This window comes from Nocardia citri (assembly GCF_054065835.1).
In genome coordinates, this window is record NZ_JBSUQM010000001.1 from 107,700 (window position 1) to 123,998 (window position 16,299).

Here is a 16,299-nt window from a genome sequence, read left to right on the forward strand (position 1 = left end):
TCAGCCCTCCCCTCTGCTACACAGAGCGACGGTGCCGGTCCGGCCCGGTCGCCCGGTCCGGCGCGGCTTCCACTGCTCGACCTGCACCCGGTACCGGTCGCCATCGACGGTGAGTTCGTCAGCGCCGGTGAGGTCGACAGCGGGACGGAAATACACGGTGCACTCGATGTGCTGGCCATCGCGGGCCCGCTCGACGTATTCGGCGGTCGCGCCGGGCGCGACGGCAACCGCGACGAGCGGAGTGTCGGCCCACGGGATCGGGTTGCCGTCGTCGTCCATCCCGCCGCCGCGGTGACGGATCACGGTCTCGCTCACACCGAGCCCCGCGGCTGGTCACCGAAATGCCAGGACGGCGCCGCGGTCGACGTGACGCCGAGCAGCTGGGCGTGCGCCTCGGTGAACACCAGCGTCCCCGCCGGGGTCGCCAGCGTCCCCGATTGCGACCACGGACCCATCGCGTCCGAGTACGAGGTGTGCCCGGTGACTTCGGCTGGCGGTGCGAGCGCGGTCCGCACGACCTCGAGCACGACCCGCTTCGCGATCGGGTCGCCGTCGGGCACGTCCGGTCGCCGGTCCGGGTGGCGGATCCATTGCTCGGCCGCCGCGATCAGCAGCTCGGCGTCCGCGCGCTGATCGTTGTCCAGGTCGAGCCAGCCGCGGGCGACCTCGTCGACGGTGGCGAGCGGCATCAGGCGCCGAACTTCTCGATCAGCTCAGCGCGGGACATGGCCTCGGCGTCGGCGCGCGGCAGGCCACGCGCGACCGCGTAGTCCTGCCACTCCTCGGTCTTGGCTGTCCGCTTCGGCAGGTCGAAGGCGTCAGGTGATGGCGTCTCCGCGCCGCCCGCGCTGGCGCTGCCGACCTCGGTGCCGGTTACGGGTGCGGAGTTGCCGCCGTCGGGCTCCTGCCGTGCCGCCGGACCGGCCACGTCGGCGCGGGCCTTGATCGCCCCAGCGCGCAGCAGACGGTCGACGTCGTCCTCAGGCAGGCCGACGATGATGTCGCCGCGGCGACGCTTGGCGTACCGCTTGGCGGTGCCGTCCTCGCGCACCTCGACGATCTGATCGAAATAGTCGGCGGTCAGGATGTATTCGCTCACGGCGTGGTCACTCCCGTCAGCCACAAGCCGGCCTTGGGCTGGTCCAGACCGAGCGCGCGCTTGTGCGAGGCGTCCGAGCGGAAGGTCTCGCGCGGGCCGCCGTTGGGGCCGCCACCCTCGGCGTACAGGGCGGTGAACTGCAACGGGCGGGTATCGCTGTAGAAACCAATGGTGCCGCGCTCGCACAGGAATACGCGGTCGATCGGGAACGTCCGCGACTTGATCACGGTCAAGCCCATGAGCTCGCCGGGGATCACGCCGGTGTAGGCGATGGACTCGTTCGCGACGTTGCCGTTGTAGACCTTCAGGATCTGGTCGTTGTCCATCAGGATCGACAGCAGCCCGGGATGCACGACCAGGGTGTCGGGCTCGAACGCCCAGGACTCGTCGGCGGTGGCATTGGCCGGGGCCGCGGTCGAGATCTTCTCGATGCCCTTCGCCAGGTCGGTGCGGGGCTTGCCGGATGCGTTGTCCCACGCCGCCGACACGGCCATGGTGGGGACGGCGGCCGACTGCAACAGCGCCTTCGCGGCGCGGTCGTTGGCACGGATGAACGTGTTCTTCAGGCCGTTCATCTGCTTGTTGACGGCGTCGATGTTGTTCTCGTCGATCATCTCCTTGGAGACGCGCACGCCGAGCGCCTTCTTGGTGGCGAAGGCGACGCGCGGTGTGCCGAGCTGACCGGACGAGACCGGGATCTCGCCGAACTCGGCAACGTCCTGGACGTCGGAATCCAGGAACATCGGGTCGCCCTCGCGGTAGGCGACGATGCCGGCCTCGTTCTTGCCGCCGTTGCGGAACAGCGCCTCGCTGATGAACTGATTTTCCATCAGTTCTTTCAGCTTGGTCGGGATGAACAGCGGGTTCTTGACCAGGTCGGAAACGGTCAGCCGATTGCCATCGCTGACGCTCACGATCGAAGTGGCCATGGGATTACTCCTGTCTCGTAGTCGCCGGTCAGGCGATCCGCATCAGGCCACGCGGATTCGTGGCGAAGGTGACACCGAGCGGTTCCGTGCAGATCCCGACGATCGTGCGGGCATCGGGAGTCGCGGCGGCGGGCGCGACCTTGCCGGTCGCGGTCGCGACGAGCTTGTCGCCGAACGCGGCGTTCGCCGAGTACTGAACAGTGACCTCGGTTCCGGCGTAGGCGACCGCGACCGTGGTCGGGATCGCCACCGCCGACACGACAGTCCGGCCGAGGGCGTCGATGGTGTCGGCGGGCGGAAAGTCCTCCGGCGCGACGGCGTCGTTGAGCGCCACGCCGAGGAACTTCACGGTGCCCGCCGCGGCGACACCGATCCGGCCACCGGTGCGCGCCTCGACGAGCTGCCCGCCGAGGATCACCTCGTTATCGGCCGGGGTGAAGGTCTTCGGGCCACCCTGAGTGGCCTGGACGATTCCTGCCATGTCAGATGCTCCAGTTCTGGTAGGCCGCGTTGCCGCGGACGTCGGTGATGTCGGCCGCCTCAGTGGCGTGCCCGAGCTCGGTCACTGGCACGGCCGAGTTCGCCGCCATCGAGGCGAGCAACGTCTTGCCGCGCTCGAGGTCGGCGTCGAGGGTTTCGCGCCAGGTCTCCTTGTTGGCCGGGGTGATACGGCCGTCACTGATCGCGGTCGACAGGGTGACCTCGATGTCGTCGCGGCGCTGCTTGGCGAGGAACGTCTTGAACTGCGCCGAGTCGGCCTCGAGCGCAGCGAGGCGGCCGGAGTCGACGACGACCGCACCGGGGACGCGACCGGCGGCGACCTGCGCGGCGGCGTCGGCCTGCGCCTGCGCGTCGGTCTGGGCTTGCTCTGCGGCGCTGATCGCGAGCTCCTGAATCGCGGCGATGATCGTGGCGAGGTCGGCGTCGTCGGCCAGGCCGAGAGCCGTCCGCAGCGCCGCGAGCTGCTCGTTGGTGATCTCCACTCCCGAGCTCCCTTCCGTCGTGGTGGTGGTGGTGTCGCCCTGCGCCGGGTCGGCGGGGGCGGCCGCCGCGACCGGATGGCCGGGGCGGGATTCGGCACGGCTGGCGTACCGGAGGACTTTCGATGCAGCCACGGGGGCCTCCTCGGTTGTCGGGTCGGGTGCCGCCGGGTCGGTGGCCGGGGCGGCGTCGTCGTAACGGACGACGACCGGGACTGCGGTACCGAAGGTGACGCCCTCGGTACCGTCACCGGCCGCGTCGACGCTCACCGGCACGCGCTGCCGGGTGCCGGTGTCGTCGTCCAGGACGATCAGCTGCAGCGGTTCGAGGTGGAACTCCTCGATCCACTGCGACCACGGCGCGGAGTCATAGAACTTGCGCCGCACGTCTTCGGTGGTCACACCGGCGGCGACCTTGAGCGCCTTCGGATTCGGCATGAGCTGCCCTTTCATGTGGACGGTGATGCGGGTGCCGCTGGTGTGCGGCGTCGACGCGGCGATCCCGTACAGGGCGCCGACGTCCTGCAGCGACGTGAGGGTGCCGATCGCGGGCTCGGTCACACCCAGCAACGCGAGACCGGTCAGCACGAAGGGGTGGGTGTGGCCGAGGGCGCAGCGGTAGTCGAACTCGCCCTCGATCGACCGCTGCGGGTACGCGGACGCGATCACGGTGTGCCCGGACTCGTCCGGCGTCGCCAGCCAGCCGGGCATACCGACAAGGTCGCCGATCAGCGCGCGACCGTCGACGACGGTCAGGTGATCGACCCAGCCGACCGCCGGTTCGCCGTCGAAGCGGGGGTCGGTGTGGCCCAGCTTGATCCGTGGCCGGTGCACCGCCGGGCAGTCCATCGCCGCGACCGCGAACGCGAGATCGTCGGGGGTGAAGGTGTGCGTGCCAGTCGATGCGTCCCAGGTGCCGACATGCATCAGCTCGACCTGTGGCAGGTGCGACAGGGGCGGCGCGGCAGGCACCGGCAGCGGCGCGGTCAAAACAGGCCCTCCTGCTCGGCCGGGTTGCGGCGCCGCTGCGCGGCCACTGGCGCGGGCGCGGCTGGGGTCACGGGGGCGTATCCGCCAGACGGTTGCGCGGCCGGCTCACCTTCCGGCTTGGCCGGGAATCCGAGCCGCTGTCGAACGGTCTGCTCGACGAGGATGTCGGGACTGAGTAGCCCGGCCTCGACCAGCATCTTGAGCGCGGCGGCTGTCGCGTCCTGTCTGCTCGCGATCTCGTCGAACACCAAGCGCGGCGCGGGCTCGTCGACGCCGAAGTTGATGTCGACGAGGTCCTCGACCATGTGCTCCTGCGTGATGTCGCGCACCCACTCGCCCTCGGTCTGCACGCTGTCGACGAACGTCGATTTCTGTGCATCCGCCAGCGCGTACGAGCCGCCACCGGCGAGGTTGAGGAAGTGCGCGAGCCCGGAAATCGCGATCATCTTGTCGTGGTATTCGACCGCAGCCCGGATATCGGGCAGATTGCCCGAGACGCCGAGCAGTTTCAGGTCCGCGCCGTGCGGCAGGCCCGCACCGGCGTACTCGCCGCCCCGGTACTGCTGCGCCATGTCGGCAAGCATGTCCACATCAGCCTGCGATGCGCCCTCGGCCGCGGTCGCAACCGGCACACCGACACCGTTGCGCCGCGCGGCGACAGCCTCGATACGCAGGAACTCGTCTTTCAATAGCCAGTGCTTGTACGACGGCCGCAGAATCGACTTCCCGACCCACATTCCGGGCTCCATGTTGCGGCTGTAAACCACCAGACGGCCGATCGGGATGGTGAGCGGCGAAACCCCATACAGCACTTTCGCGTTCGACGCCGGTGCCATCTGCTCAATCGAGTCCAGGCCACCATCGAGGGCCACATTCCACGCCGAAATCGTGCGTTGCGGACGCGGCGCAAGCTTGTGCAGCCACACGTACCCGTCGTCACCGGGCCGGTACACCTGTTCGAACACGCTGTGCCCGAACTGCAGCGACCCCAGCGCCCAGTTGAGGTGCCGCGGCCACGAGAACCGGCCCTTACGGCGTCCTGTGTCGCTGAAATCGGGCCCACCGACGATCGGCAGACCGAAATTGCGGGCACAGAACTCGGTGACCTCATCACGAGCGCCCGCCTGCGCGAACCGCCAAGGGGTGCGGCGAATCGGCAGGCCAATCGCGGACAGCAGCGACGTCACACGCGAGTCTTCGCGCTCCATCCGGGTATAGACCTTGATCGCGGCAGGCCATTGCAGCTCTGGAACCTGCTCGAACTGCTCCCACTGCGACCAATCGCCGAGCCCGGTCGCGGCATTCTGCCCCGACACGTACCCCTTCTCACGGAACGACGGCTTCGGAGGCTTGATCTCGGTCGGCACAACTCACCTCCTCAGAACGCGGCAGCGAAAACGTCGAGTTCGCCGGACGAACGCGGCGGATACGCCGCAGTAGAGCTGCCGGTCGACGGCGCGGCAGGCGGCGAGATGGTCGATCCGAAACTCAGCAGGCCCCAGCGAGCGAGGGATGCGGCTCGCAGTGGCGATGCGCGGTGGTTCCACACCCAGTCGCCGCCCGGAAGTTCGTGCTTTTCCGCGATTTCGACCGAGTCAGTGAGGATTTTCTGGCCGGTGTGCGACAGCAGGGAGGCGACCGCGTCGTCGTAGAACCCTCCACACGCCGCGGCCATCTGCGGAGTGCCGGTTACCTCCGGCTCGATGCCGGCCGCGATCAACTTCGGCACGATCGCAAAGGCCAGGCTCTTGCGGTCGATCACCAGCGCGCATGGATCCCACGCCGCGATGACAGCCAGCAAGTACGCCACCACCTCGTCGTGCGTGGCCGCCTGGTAGTAGCCGATCTCGAGGTGCGTGCGCCCGTCGGTAGTGGCCTGCGCGGCCGCGACGATCCAGCAGTTCCGGTCCGGTGTCCGGTCCAGCGCCATCGCGATCTGGCCGCGCAGGCTCGGCGCGGTGTTCGTCATGTCCGACCACACCTCCGGGTCGATGACCGCGGGAGCGTCCTCCGGGTCTTCCGGCCAATCACCGCGGCCGAGGTACTCGACGTCGAAGCTCTTGCGCCCGGCTGGGGTGGAGAACTTGCGGAACTCGGCCGCGAGCTTCTTCTCGGTCGCGATCACGCCGTACGACGGGTTCGCCAGCCGCCAAGTCTCGGGGGCTGCGCGGTCACCGGTCGCCGTCATCCATTCGGCGAAGAACAAGCCCGTCTCGGCGCCGTCGCGACCCCGCCGACGCACCGCCGCGAGCACGTTCCCGTTGGTGTGCTGGTCCTGGTTGACCGCGCTCGAGGTGTAGATCGTCTGCGGATCGGACGCCGCCATCTTCGTCGGCGACAACGCGGCCATGTCGGCCTCGGTGAGGTCGTAGGCCTCGTCGTAGATCTCGAGGTCGATCTCGTCCAGGCCGCGCCCGGCGTGCGCCGAACGGGTGGTGAACACAACCTCGGCACCGGAGGCCAACACGATCGTGCCGCGACCCTGCGAACACGTCTTCGACTCGACGCGTTTGGCCATCCACGGGGTCGTCTTGATGATCGCCCACGTGCGTTTCCACAGCGCTTTCGCGGTTTCCCACTGGTGCGCCGAGAAAATGATCTTCTCGCCGAGCTTGAACAGCCCGTAGAGCACTCGCAGGATGAGCACCGTGCTCTTGCCCGCCTGGCGCGGGATGATCAGGCAGCACTCGGGGTGCGTCCACGTCCCATCGGGGTTCTTCGCGAGGATCTGTTCGAGCGACCACGACTGCCACGGCATCGCCCGAATCCGTGACGCCGACCGGCGCCCCAACTCGGCCGCTTTGACACCGAGCGTGGTGTCACCGGCGGTGTAGAGCAGCGCATCGGGCGTTTGGCGACCGGTGAGCTTCGGCCATTCGGCCTCGATGATCTCCTGGAACTTGGCGTCGAGGTCGGCTTCACAGATCGTCGAGAGGGTCATCGTCCTCGCCGCCCCCGTCGTCGCCCTTGCGCCGGGTGATCTCGACCAGCAACTGCCGCAATACGTTTGCCTGTTGCCGGGACTCCGACAGTGCGGCATCGACCCGGACGATGATCGTGCCGTCGCGGCCCTCGGCCAGGCGCAGCCAGCACTCGACATCACCCGACAGCACCGCGTCGAGGCGGTCGAGCCGGTCCACGATGCGGGCGGCCTCCACCACGAGCGCGGTCAGCGACGGCGGATCCGCCGGATCGTGCAGCGAGTCGAACAATTCGCGCCCGCGGTCGTCGAAATCGGGCACGAACACCTCCCCAACCCGCGATATCCGCGCCTGAGATACCGGCCTGCAAAAAAAATCGTGACTTACCCCGGATGGAGTCACGGACCCCCACCCCTCGAATATTTCTGGGGGGTGGGGGGCGGTCAGGGCCAGGGCATGGCCAGCACGCCCAGATCGACGCCGCTGGAGCGTGCCTGGGGCCGTTTGCCGGTGAGAGCGGGCCGCTCGTCGTCGTGGTCGCCTGCACCGCGCTGGCGGTTGCATGTGGAGTGCAGCAGCCGGTCGGCTCGGGTGCCACCTCGCGAGCGCGGATTGCTGTGGTCGCCCTCTAGGGTCCGGTGATCCCAGTTCTGATCGACCTGGCGGAACATCGGCCGGGCGCACCACCAGCAGGCCGTGCCGTTGACGTGCCGGGCCATGAGGCCGGCGACTTCTTGCCGGTGCTTCCAGCCGAGCCCGCGCTGCGTGGTGGTGCGGCGGGCGGCCATCAGAACGGGATCAGTCGGCGCCGCTGGATCCGCTCGATCGCTGCGGCGAGTTCCTCTAGATCGGTACCCGGTCGGACGTAGAACGCATGGGGCGGCGGTGGCGGGTCGATCCGATCGGCGACGTTGCGCAGCACGCCAGCGAGGCGGCGGCTCATCAGGTCGTCGGCCCGTGAACGATGCGGTCGCCGTTGGTTGCAAAACTCAGTGCTGGCGCCAGGAGCTCGTACAGCTCGCTGTGATCGAAGTAGATGCGGTCCAACGTGAGGCCGCGGCCAGAATCGCGCGACGTCGGGTACGGGCGTAGCTGGATCCAGCCGCGGTCGCCAGTGATGGTGGCCGGACGCTGCCGTGCGGATTCACCAGCACGTAGCAGCGGCAGGGCTTTGTCGACGAGTCTCGTCACGGCCACGGCCGACGGCGCGATCAGCAGCACACGGCGCCCGGCGCGCATGTCCGCGAGCGCCTGATCCAGGATGCTCACCACGGCATCGCCAGCAGGATGCGTAGCGGGATGGCCTTGAGTTCGGGCGCGTGGCCGATGGGGTGGCACAGCAGGGCGTGCACGATCGCGTACAGATCCATCACGACTCCTGGAAGTCTCGGCGGGAGTTGAGGATCGCCATCATCTCGTCGCTGCACTTGGTGTCGCCGCGCTCATGGAACTTGCCAGCGAGGGCCGTGAGTTCGTTGAGGACGCGAAGCCGATCGTCCAACATTTCACCGATGGTCATTACTCGCTCTCCTTGCCCGGCTCGGTAGCGTCGGCTACCCATTGCGGCTTGACGCCGCCGGTGGTGACAATCAGCTTCCCGCCGGGGGCGTGGGAGCAATCCATTACCGACACCTCGATGTTGTCGCGTGCAAGCGCTTCGGCGCCCGACCCACCGTGTTCGGGATTGACCTGGACGTCTTCGACGAAGAACGTGAGAGTCACCGACCGTAGAGGATTTCCGCTGGCCAGGTCGTCGAGCTTCGGCCCTTCCTCGGAGATGAGCCAGGGGAACTCGGCGCCGTCGATGAACAGTTTCTTCGCCGCCAGGTCAAGGACTGCCAGTCTGGGAATCTCGGGCAATGTCGCCTCCATGGTTCGAACTACTGAGGGTTGGGGGTTCGCAGCGCGCAGCGGGACCACCCGCGCTTCGTCGCGGGCTTGCGGAGCTGTGCTCGTTGGGGCGCTTTCCGGCATGGGGGTTTCCAGTTGACGCGCTGCGAAGATCAGGGGCGGGTCAGACCCGCGCGCTCATCAGAAGATGGACAGGATGACGGCGGTGAGCACGTCTCCCCAATTGACGGCGCCGGCGGCGGCGGATCCGGCGGCGGACAGGGTGGACAGGATGGTGGACAGCATGGCGAACTCCTTGTGCCGGTTGGTGGACGAGTCGTCCGTTGCGGTGGCCTGATTCGAACAGGCGACCTCCAGCACATGAAGCTGGCGCGCTACCGCTGCGCTACACCGCGTTGTCGAGGCCGATTGCTTCGGCCAGTCGTTTGGTTGCGATCTCGGCGTAGGCCGGGCTGCCCTCGATGCCGAGGAACCGTCGGCCTTCGGCCAGGGCGGCGACACCGGTGGTGCCGGAACCGACGAAGGGGTCAAGGATCAGTCCGCCGGCGGGCACCGTGCGGGCGAGGTTGCGCATCAGCTCGACGGGCTTGGCCGTGATGTGCTGGCGCTGTTTACCGGTCGGGCGCGTGATCGTGTACACGCCGGGTAGGCACGGCGGTTTGTGGTCACGGTCGAGCTGGCCATGCGATGCCCAGAGCACGTACTCGCAGCCGTTGGCGAACCCGGGCTGCGGCCGGGCACCGGGTTTGGCCCACACGACGATTCCGCGCCACCGCCAGCCTGCGGCCTGGATGGCATCGGACATGGCCGGCAGTTGCCGCCAGTCGGTGAACACCAGCGCTTGGCCGCCGGGGCGGACCAGCCGCAGGGCTTCGCCGAGCCAGAGGGTGCACCACAGGGTGAACGACCGCTGGTCGCGTTGGTCGCCGCCGAAGTCCGGCATGGCGTGGCCGCTGGCAGAGTCCGTGCTGACGTACTTCTGCCGGGCGGTCCGCGATGTGCGTTCCGCGCTGCTCGTCCCTCCCGAGCAATAGGGCGGGTCGGTGATCAGCGCGTCGAACTGGCCTGTCGTCAGCTCGCGCATGGTTGCGAGCGCTTCGCCGTGGATGATCTCGGCGTCGCCCGCTGTGTTGCCGGATAGGTCGGTGGGATCTCCCATAGCCGTTACCTCCGTGCCACGCAGGACTACTGGAAAGGTCCTGCTGGGCATGAAAAAACCGCCACCGGATCGCGTTTGGGGTCGCGTCGTCAGCAGCGGTTTGTAGTGCCACTGTACACGAGCTGGGCGTTTAGTTGATCTTGCGCCCAGCTCGTGTCGGTCAATCGAGAGTTTCGTCGGCGCTCTGCTTATCAGCCGCTTCGCGCTGGTCGCCAGGTTGGAGGCGGAACTCCAGATACGAACGATCTACGTCGATCGGTTCGTTCAAGCGCCACACATTGCCACGCTTACCCAGTTCACCGGTCGCGGTAAATGGAACGCGGGCTCGATGAGCTGCGATCGCCCAGTCATAGTCGGTAGCGCCGAGCGGGATAGTGATTCGACGCAGTCGGTCGCCGATGTCTGCATGGACAACGATCTCGCCGCCTTGCTCGTCGTCGGGCACGCTGCTGTCGTTGTTTAGCTTCAGCTCCTTCACGGGGCCAACGATGGTAACTCTCTTGGGCTCAATCCTTCGAACCAGTCGCCGTTCGATCTCAGGCAACTCATCTATGACACCTCGGTCGAGTGACACGTGCGTAGGAACCGGTAACCGCTGTGGCTCCGCAGCCGCCCACTCGAAGGACAAGTCGAGCGCGCGGAGTCCTTCAGATCCACCCATCTCTTGCAGGGCCTGCACGACCTGCAACTTGAGCCCTTGATCGACAGCTTCGTCGACATCAGTGAATTCACCTCGGTTCGCCGCGAATCTGCGCGTCACATCCAGACTCTTGGCCAAAGTGGTCATTACTTGTCGAGTAAAGCTTGGTATTACATCGGCTTGACCCGCTCGCGGAGACCTGTCCTGCGAGGGCTTTGGACTGGCCTCGTCGATACGAGCGGCGACCGTAATGATGAAGCTGCCCTTCTTGGTATGCCCCATCCGAATATCGTCGTTAAGAAATTCGTTGACGAATTCAGGAGTCCGACCACGCCCACTGGACTGCGGTTTGTGAGCAGAGATAGCCGCAGCGCGAATCATCTGATCGATATTATCGAGCAGAACCGTAGCTTGACGAAGCGGAATAGTCCCGTCCTTCATGCTCTGGTCGACGCGGACGAAGAACAGGTCTGCGTGGATCGACGCAACCTGCTCGACGAGCTCAGACAACGCCAGATCATATGTGTTTGTAATGGCGCTGACGGCCTCGCGCAAACGTTTCGTGTAGTCCACGAACGATGGCTCGCGGGGCAACAGAACCGAGATCGGCCGCCCCCCGCGAGCGGCTTCGAGCACCCACACCTGGTCGAATGTTCGGTCCATTTGACAGGTCCAGTTGCGAGTCGCAAGGAATTGGGCGACGTTGGAAGGAGTCAAAATGTCGCCGTATTCGACTATTGCGTCGACGACGCTACTGTCGGTTGCCATTTACTCGCCTCCTTCATTAACTCGATCATCGCCTTCGGTGTCAGCAGGTTCACCTTGGGGAGGTGTACCGTCTGAGTGTCCTGCCCCTCCTTCAGCGGTGGGAAACGATGGCCCCACTGCCAGTACATATGACTGCGCGCAAGAAGACCTTCCCGGTCCATTCTCAGCCAGAGTCCCACTTCAGGTAGTACCACTAGTACGCAGAACAAGGCTGGGCTCGAACGATTGGGGCGTGAGAGTATGTCGTAAGTCCGAGACTCCAGCGCCCACGCGATCGTATCCTCTCGTTGGATTGCGGTCTGACCGGAGCATTTGAGCTGTATGTCGATCTTCGGCATGTACATATCGGGCGAGTAGTCCACACTGGAGCTGAGGGTTGTATCCCGGCCGTCGTAGTCCTGGGACCACGTACCAACGGTCAGTCCACACGAGCTGGCGAGCATGTGGACGTACGACATGCTGAGGTCTTCCTTCATTGCACTGAGTGGCAGTGAGCCATCAGGTATCTCGTGAGAAAGTGTGACTGTCACCGCATCCACCCCGCACACTGCATGGCTCATTGAACCATGCAGCCCCGTTGGGCGCTGACTAATGAACGGGTCCTGCTGCCGACCCCGTCGCCGCTGTCGTTTCGCTTCCTGCGATGCAACGCTTAACGCGACGTGGCGGGGCGGCGTGTCAGCGGCATCTCAACCGGTACGGACCGTTAGGGCCGTCCGGGAGCGCGCCGACCGGGTCGTCCAACCAACGCAGGATGAGTGCGGAACCGACCGCAGAGCGGTCGGTTCCGGCGGCGCGTGCAGGCTGCTCCAGTGCGTCCCACGCGTCCTGAAGGGATGCCGCGCAGACCCCGGACCGGGCGCTGTCGACCAGTGGGTTTGACTCATCGGTGAAACTTGAAAGCGTGACTACACAACAATTCGACACAGAACCGAACGATGGTGGCGTCTGATTCCTGCGCGATCCGTTCGTCCTCGGCAATCCGCGCCTCGATGAACTCCTCGATGGTCACGGGTTGCGCCCTTCGTCGTTGCCACGCACGAAGTCGTATACGTCGTCGCCGATGAGCTGGCGCATTCTGTACTCACGCTCGACCATGTAGAGCCGACGCGAGATCTCCAACTCTTCGCGGAGCTGCTGAATCTGCGCCAGGGTGTAACCATTCCCGCTCATGGTGTCGATCCTCCTCGTCGTGGTCGTTGGTCTGGTCGGTCATGTGGCCGATGCTCCGATCGTATTCGGCTCCACGCTGAAGAACAGCACGCTCGTCCGGGCGGACGGAGCTCCATGCCGGGCCGTCGCCTGGGTGAATAGATCACTCAACAGTTGTTCGCGGGTGCGGCCGTCGGCGGGAGCAACGCCGGCTTCCGTCGCGACGTTCTGGCCGCCACCCGGTGTGTTCCACTGAATGGTGATGAGCCAGTGGAGTTCATGCTACGGACCCTTTCTGGTCGCGGCTGGCGATGTCGAGCACGTCGCCGAGTCGGTACACACGCTGGTCGGATGGCCCGATCGGGTGGTCGGTGATGCGGGTGCCGCCCGTGCTGTGGTGCTGCCAGCCGCGCGGGGTGATGGTGTGTTCTTTCTGCCAGCGGAACAGGGTTCGCCGTGGCACGCGAGCGCCGACGCTGGCGGTCACCTGTTCGAGCTCGGAAATGGTGTAGAGCCGGTCCTCGGCGGCGCGGCGAGCGAGTTTCTGTAGGTCGCTGATCGGCCGATGGTCCCCGCACCGAGGACATTTCGAGTGCGTCGCTTCGATATCGGCGCTGCGTTCGTGCCCGCACGTAGTGCCGTCGTCGAGCAGGGCCGGGCACAGTCCGAGGTAGCGCCGTTGTGGCGGCCACACGATGCGCTGCAGGGACTTGATCGCCCGCGTGAGCTCGTCCAGCAGCTCGGGCGCGGCCTCGTGCTGGCGTAGCTGCTCGGGGTGGCGGGCGAGCCAGACCGCGGCCTGTTCGCCGACGCTGGCGGGTGTCTCGCCGATGGCGCCCAGGTCGGGCCGGGCCTCGGCGCGCATTCCGCACTGCCGGGCGGTCTCGCCGAGCGGCATCGCCCGATACCGGTGCACGAGGTCGACGAGATGGGCGGTGTGCACGGCCGGGCAGACACCGAGGTCCTCGGAGATGGCGCGGCCCCACCCGATCAGGCTGACCTCGAGCGCGCGCACGACACGTTCGCCGGGCAGGGTCGTGCCTTCGCTCCGCGGTACGGTTCGCACCGGCAGCGGCGGCTCGGACGGCCGCGCACCACCAACGCGTGGTGCAGTGCGGCCGAGGCCTGCGCGCGTGATCGTCAGCTCGTGCAGCAGCCCGGGCACCGACAGCAGCGCGTCGACGAGGCGTCCGACGCAGTCGCGACACAGCGGGGCGCCGTCGCCGAGCTGGCGGAAGCAGCCGAAGCACTTGGTACCGGTCATGACAGATGGCCGACGATCAGGCGTAGCGAGTGCGCGGGATCAACAACCGGGTAAAAGCCGCACCACTTCGGCTGACGCGCGGAGCTAAGCGGATCGCGCGGAAGCGACTCCCACAGGTCCCCGAGCAGCAAGTCGCGGACCCAGGGCGCGTACACCCGGATCTCGGGATGGACGGCCGCGAAACTCGCGGCATCCCAGGTCATCCGATCGACCCGTGACGGCTCGGGCGCGAGCGAGATCCGGCCGGGGCTCGTCCACGGACCGAGTTCGGGCCACGGGTCCGGCGGAAGGGACGGGTTTTCCCACATCGCTATGCCTCCCAAGTGATTTCGAGCCAGAGCGCGCCAGGTCGGCCGCGCTCGGCGGGGTGGATGACGGACTCAGGTGTCGAGACGTGGCGCGTAGAGTCGTCGGGCACGAACCCGTAGCCGGGGTGCACGTTGAACCCGCGTTTGGTCGTCACGGCCTTCTGCGGTGTGAGCCCATCGACCACGGCCTTGAGGGTGGGCGCGAGGTTCACGCTGTCGCGTGGCCTGTTGTCGCGCGGCCGGTAGTGCAGCGTGATCACCGCGTACGCGATGCCTTTCGGCAGTCGGGCCTTGCGGGCGAGAGTGACCACGTCACGGCGGATCTGGGCGATCTTGCGGGACTTCGCCATCCGCGCGCCTACGGTTTGCCCGCCGTCGTTCATCGACAGCGGCGGGGACGTCCAGGGCAGCGCGAGGATGGCCGTTCCGTGTGCCTCGCCGTGCCGGGCCGCCTGCTCGTTTCCGGACTCGCATCCGGTATCGAACCTGTTGTCAGGCATTGGCGGTCACCTCCGTTGGCGCGTCGCCGGGCAGGTGCCGGTCAACCATCGGGATCGGCATGTAGATCTCGCCGTCGTGGCACCCGCAGTCGAGTGCGTCCGTGAGTGCGATCGTCCGGTCCTGCCAGTGCCGCCGGGATGCGAGCACTCGGCGCAGGGTGGCGCGGGTGCGGCTCAGCTCGCCCTGCGCCTCGTCGAGTGCATGGCTATTGCTGCGCGCGATGTCGATGGCGTCGGCGTGCACTATCTCCAGCTTGGCTATGCGGTCCCAGGCAGCGCGGAGCGCTTCGCCGTGGGCGTTGCGGACCCGGTGCGCGAGGTCGGCCAGGTATCGCTCCCACTCGAGGGCGCGGCGGGCGATGTCGAGCTGACCGCGCACAGCGTCGATCGGCTCGACATCGCGAACGGCTTGCGCGGCCTCGGCCCGCGCCTCGTCGCGCTCGGTCTCCAGCTCGGAGACGCGGGCGCGCAGCTCGGCGGCAAGCTGGCGCGGGATGCTCGCGGTGTAGGTCGCCCATGGGTCGGCGTCGGCGATCTCGCGAACCTCGGCGTCGGCCAGGCGGTCGGCGGGTTGGTCAGCCACGGTCGGCCTCCTGGTCGCAGACGAGGACGAAGTCCCGGCCGGTGATCCGATCGGCCGACATGGCGGTCGGCTTCATGATCTCGGTACCGGCTGCAGTGGTGCGGGTGACCGTGCAGGTGACCGAGCACACGGGCGGTTTCTGTACGCCGCCGTACTCGGGTGGGGTGTACACACCGATCGTTTCGACGATGAGGTCGCGGACGTTGTTGGCGCGGTTGTCGCGGTAGTGCTCGCCGACGCGCACGGTGCGGCCCCTGGTGGTGGTGAATTCGAGGGTGGTCTGTTCGGTGGTCATCGGTTGCGCTCCTTGCGGTCTGCTGCTGCGATGGCCTGCTGCGCTCGCAGGCTCGGAGATCGGTTGGCGTAGTCGCGGACGCCTACGCCGGGGGCTGGTGGTCGGTGGATCGGGCACGCCCGCATCACGTCGGCGTCGGGCCCGGACAGCCACCCGTCGCGACAGTCGTACGGGCAGCGGCCGGGGTCGTCGTCGCGGTGCTCTCCGGTGCGATCGAGTGACATGGATTCACCTCCGCCTGTGGATGCGGTGGTGAGTTGCGTTCACAAGCCAGCCACGCGGGTAGTTCTTGGTAGTGGTTGGTATGGGTTGGTGGGGGATCATGGGTGATCCGTAGAACGCGTCCAAATGATCCCTAGAACGCGTCCAAATGATCCCTAGAACTGTTCTCGCCCTTCGGTTCTGCGGATCATGGGTGATCTGTAGAACCGAGTTATCCACTCCTGTGGATCGAGTTATCCACAGGCTTCTAGGGATCACTCGTGATCCGCAGAAACGGGGGTGTCGGACGGGTCGAGCATCGGCAAATCGAGAATGTCCGAGGGCATCGTGAGCCGGTACTCGTCGGCCAGACCCGAGCGCCGACCGCGCCGATGCACCTCGATCAGACCCAGCTTTCGCAGCACCGCAAGCTGCCGTTTCACGGTCGGCACAGACACGCACATCACGGCCGCCAGACGCTCGACGCCGGGCCAGATACGCGACCCGTCCGCCTCGGCGTAGGTCGCCATGGTGAGCGCGAGAAACTTCGCCGTCGACGCCATCTCGACCCGCCGCACGATTCGTTCCCACTCGAAACGGTCGACCGGCATCAGTTCGCGCACCTGCGCGCCGGTGATCGCGTCCACGACGTGCCCACC

Annotated in this window: 25 protein-coding genes and 1 tRNA gene; all 26 read right to left on the bottom strand. The window is 66.8% G+C overall.

Features of this window, described 5'->3' with window-relative positions:
* The 26 genes from ACW2Q0_RS00540 to ACW2Q0_RS00665 all read right to left on the bottom strand — a co-directional run bounded on the left by ACW2Q0_RS00540 (position 1) and on the right by ACW2Q0_RS00665 (position 16,287).
* Entirely contained in the window at positions 1-315 is a 315-nt protein-coding gene (locus tag ACW2Q0_RS00540) for a hypothetical protein (protein WP_457184940.1), read from the bottom strand.
* On the bottom strand, positions 312-689 hold the full coding sequence (locus tag ACW2Q0_RS00545; protein ID WP_457184942.1) for a hypothetical protein: 378 nt from the start codon (positions 687-689) through the stop codon (positions 312-314). Before ACW2Q0_RS00545 ends, ACW2Q0_RS00540 begins: the two co-directional genes overlap by 4 nt.
* Positions 689-1,099 carry a hypothetical protein gene (locus ACW2Q0_RS00550; RefSeq protein ID WP_457184943.1) on the bottom strand — a complete coding sequence of 137 codons (411 nt, stop codon included), beginning with the start codon at positions 1,097-1,099 and terminating at the stop codon, positions 689-691. Before ACW2Q0_RS00550 ends, ACW2Q0_RS00545 begins: the two co-directional genes overlap by 1 nt.
* Complete coding sequence (locus ACW2Q0_RS00555; RefSeq protein ID WP_457184945.1) at positions 1,096-2,028, bottom strand: phage major capsid protein; 933 nt, start codon at positions 2,026-2,028, stop codon at positions 1,096-1,098. The genes ACW2Q0_RS00550 and ACW2Q0_RS00555 overlap by 4 nt, the downstream gene beginning before the upstream one ends.
* Positions 2,029-2,056: 28 nt before the next feature.
* The gene (locus ACW2Q0_RS00560) at positions 2,057-2,509 is read right to left on the bottom strand and encodes a hypothetical protein (RefSeq protein ID WP_457184947.1); all 453 of its coding nucleotides are present in this window, start codon (positions 2,507-2,509) and stop codon (positions 2,057-2,059) included.
* A 1-nt stretch (position 2,510) separates the two neighbouring features.
* Positions 2,511-3,998 carry a phage protease gene (locus tag ACW2Q0_RS00565; RefSeq protein WP_457184949.1) on the bottom strand — a complete coding sequence of 496 codons (1,488 nt, stop codon included), beginning with the start codon at positions 3,996-3,998 and terminating at the stop codon, positions 2,511-2,513.
* Positions 3,995-5,365, bottom strand: coding sequence for a phage portal protein family protein (locus ACW2Q0_RS00570; protein WP_457184951.1), 1,371 nt, complete (start codon positions 5,363-5,365; stop codon positions 3,995-3,997). Before ACW2Q0_RS00570 ends, ACW2Q0_RS00565 begins: the two co-directional genes overlap by 4 nt.
* Positions 5,366-5,376: 11 nt before the next feature.
* A complete protein-coding gene (locus ACW2Q0_RS00575; protein ID WP_457184953.1) occupies positions 5,377-6,939 on the bottom strand; it encodes a hypothetical protein in 1,563 nt (520 codons plus the stop codon).
* On the bottom strand, positions 6,917-7,240 hold the full coding sequence (locus ACW2Q0_RS00580) for a hypothetical protein (protein ID WP_457184955.1): 324 nt from the start codon (positions 7,238-7,240) through the stop codon (positions 6,917-6,919). The genes ACW2Q0_RS00575 and ACW2Q0_RS00580 overlap by 23 nt, the downstream gene beginning before the upstream one ends.
* Positions 7,241-7,362: 122 nt before the next feature.
* Positions 7,363-7,707, bottom strand: coding sequence for a hypothetical protein (locus tag ACW2Q0_RS00585; RefSeq protein ID WP_457184957.1), 345 nt, complete (start codon positions 7,705-7,707; stop codon positions 7,363-7,365).
* Complete coding sequence (locus ACW2Q0_RS00590; protein WP_457184959.1) at positions 7,707-7,862, bottom strand: hypothetical protein; 156 nt, start codon at positions 7,860-7,862, stop codon at positions 7,707-7,709. Before ACW2Q0_RS00590 ends, ACW2Q0_RS00585 begins: the two co-directional genes overlap by 1 nt.
* Entirely contained in the window at positions 7,862-8,188 is a 327-nt protein-coding gene (locus ACW2Q0_RS00595; RefSeq protein WP_457184961.1) for a hypothetical protein, read from the bottom strand. Before ACW2Q0_RS00595 ends, ACW2Q0_RS00590 begins: the two co-directional genes overlap by 1 nt.
* A 100-nt stretch (positions 8,189-8,288) precedes the next feature.
* Entirely contained in the window at positions 8,289-8,438 is a 150-nt protein-coding gene (locus ACW2Q0_RS00600) for a hypothetical protein (RefSeq protein WP_457184963.1), read from the bottom strand.
* Positions 8,438-8,791: a hypothetical protein gene (locus tag ACW2Q0_RS00605; protein ID WP_457184965.1), complete on the bottom strand. Its 354-nt coding sequence runs from the start codon at positions 8,789-8,791 to the stop codon at positions 8,438-8,440. Before ACW2Q0_RS00605 ends, ACW2Q0_RS00600 begins: the two co-directional genes overlap by 1 nt.
* A 302-nt stretch (positions 8,792-9,093) precedes the next feature.
* Positions 9,094-9,165 (bottom strand) — tRNA-Met (locus ACW2Q0_RS00610).
* Positions 9,156-9,929: a DNA-methyltransferase gene (locus ACW2Q0_RS00615; RefSeq protein ID WP_457184967.1), complete on the bottom strand. Its 774-nt coding sequence runs from the start codon at positions 9,927-9,929 to the stop codon at positions 9,156-9,158. Before ACW2Q0_RS00615 ends, ACW2Q0_RS00610 begins: the two co-directional genes overlap by 10 nt.
* 160 nt (positions 9,930-10,089) lie before the next feature.
* On the bottom strand, positions 10,090-11,337 hold the full coding sequence (locus ACW2Q0_RS00620) for a hypothetical protein (RefSeq protein WP_457184969.1): 1,248 nt from the start codon (positions 11,335-11,337) through the stop codon (positions 10,090-10,092).
* Positions 11,304-11,897 carry a DUF4365 domain-containing protein gene (locus ACW2Q0_RS00625; protein ID WP_457184971.1) on the bottom strand — a complete coding sequence of 198 codons (594 nt, stop codon included), beginning with the start codon at positions 11,895-11,897 and terminating at the stop codon, positions 11,304-11,306. The genes ACW2Q0_RS00620 and ACW2Q0_RS00625 overlap by 34 nt, the downstream gene beginning before the upstream one ends.
* A 448-nt stretch (positions 11,898-12,345) precedes the next feature.
* On the bottom strand, positions 12,346-12,510 hold the full coding sequence (locus ACW2Q0_RS00630; RefSeq protein ID WP_457184973.1) for a hypothetical protein: 165 nt from the start codon (positions 12,508-12,510) through the stop codon (positions 12,346-12,348).
* 256 nt (positions 12,511-12,766) lie between these two features.
* Entirely contained in the window at positions 12,767-13,753 is a 987-nt protein-coding gene (locus ACW2Q0_RS00635; protein ID WP_457184975.1) for a hypothetical protein, read from the bottom strand.
* Positions 13,750-14,061: a hypothetical protein gene (locus tag ACW2Q0_RS00640; RefSeq protein WP_457184977.1), complete on the bottom strand. Its 312-nt coding sequence runs from the start codon at positions 14,059-14,061 to the stop codon at positions 13,750-13,752. Before ACW2Q0_RS00640 ends, ACW2Q0_RS00635 begins: the two co-directional genes overlap by 4 nt.
* 2 nt (positions 14,062-14,063) lie before the next feature.
* Positions 14,064-14,561 (bottom strand): hypothetical protein, encoded by a 498-nt coding sequence (locus tag ACW2Q0_RS00645; RefSeq protein WP_457184979.1) that lies wholly within the window; start codon positions 14,559-14,561, stop codon positions 14,064-14,066.
* Positions 14,554-15,144, bottom strand: a complete 591-nt coding sequence (locus ACW2Q0_RS00650; protein ID WP_457184981.1) for a hypothetical protein — start codon at positions 15,142-15,144, stop codon at positions 14,554-14,556. Before ACW2Q0_RS00650 ends, ACW2Q0_RS00645 begins: the two co-directional genes overlap by 8 nt.
* Positions 15,137-15,439 (bottom strand): hypothetical protein, encoded by a 303-nt coding sequence (locus tag ACW2Q0_RS00655; RefSeq protein WP_457184983.1) that lies wholly within the window; start codon positions 15,437-15,439, stop codon positions 15,137-15,139. The genes ACW2Q0_RS00650 and ACW2Q0_RS00655 overlap by 8 nt, the downstream gene beginning before the upstream one ends.
* On the bottom strand, positions 15,436-15,663 hold the full coding sequence (locus ACW2Q0_RS00660; RefSeq protein ID WP_457184985.1) for a hypothetical protein: 228 nt from the start codon (positions 15,661-15,663) through the stop codon (positions 15,436-15,438). The genes ACW2Q0_RS00655 and ACW2Q0_RS00660 overlap by 4 nt, the downstream gene beginning before the upstream one ends.
* Positions 15,664-15,915: 252 nt before the next feature.
* Positions 15,916-16,287 carry a helix-turn-helix domain-containing protein gene (locus tag ACW2Q0_RS00665; RefSeq protein ID WP_457184987.1) on the bottom strand — a complete coding sequence of 124 codons (372 nt, stop codon included), beginning with the start codon at positions 16,285-16,287 and terminating at the stop codon, positions 15,916-15,918.
* Positions 16,288-16,299 lie beyond the last annotated feature (12 nt).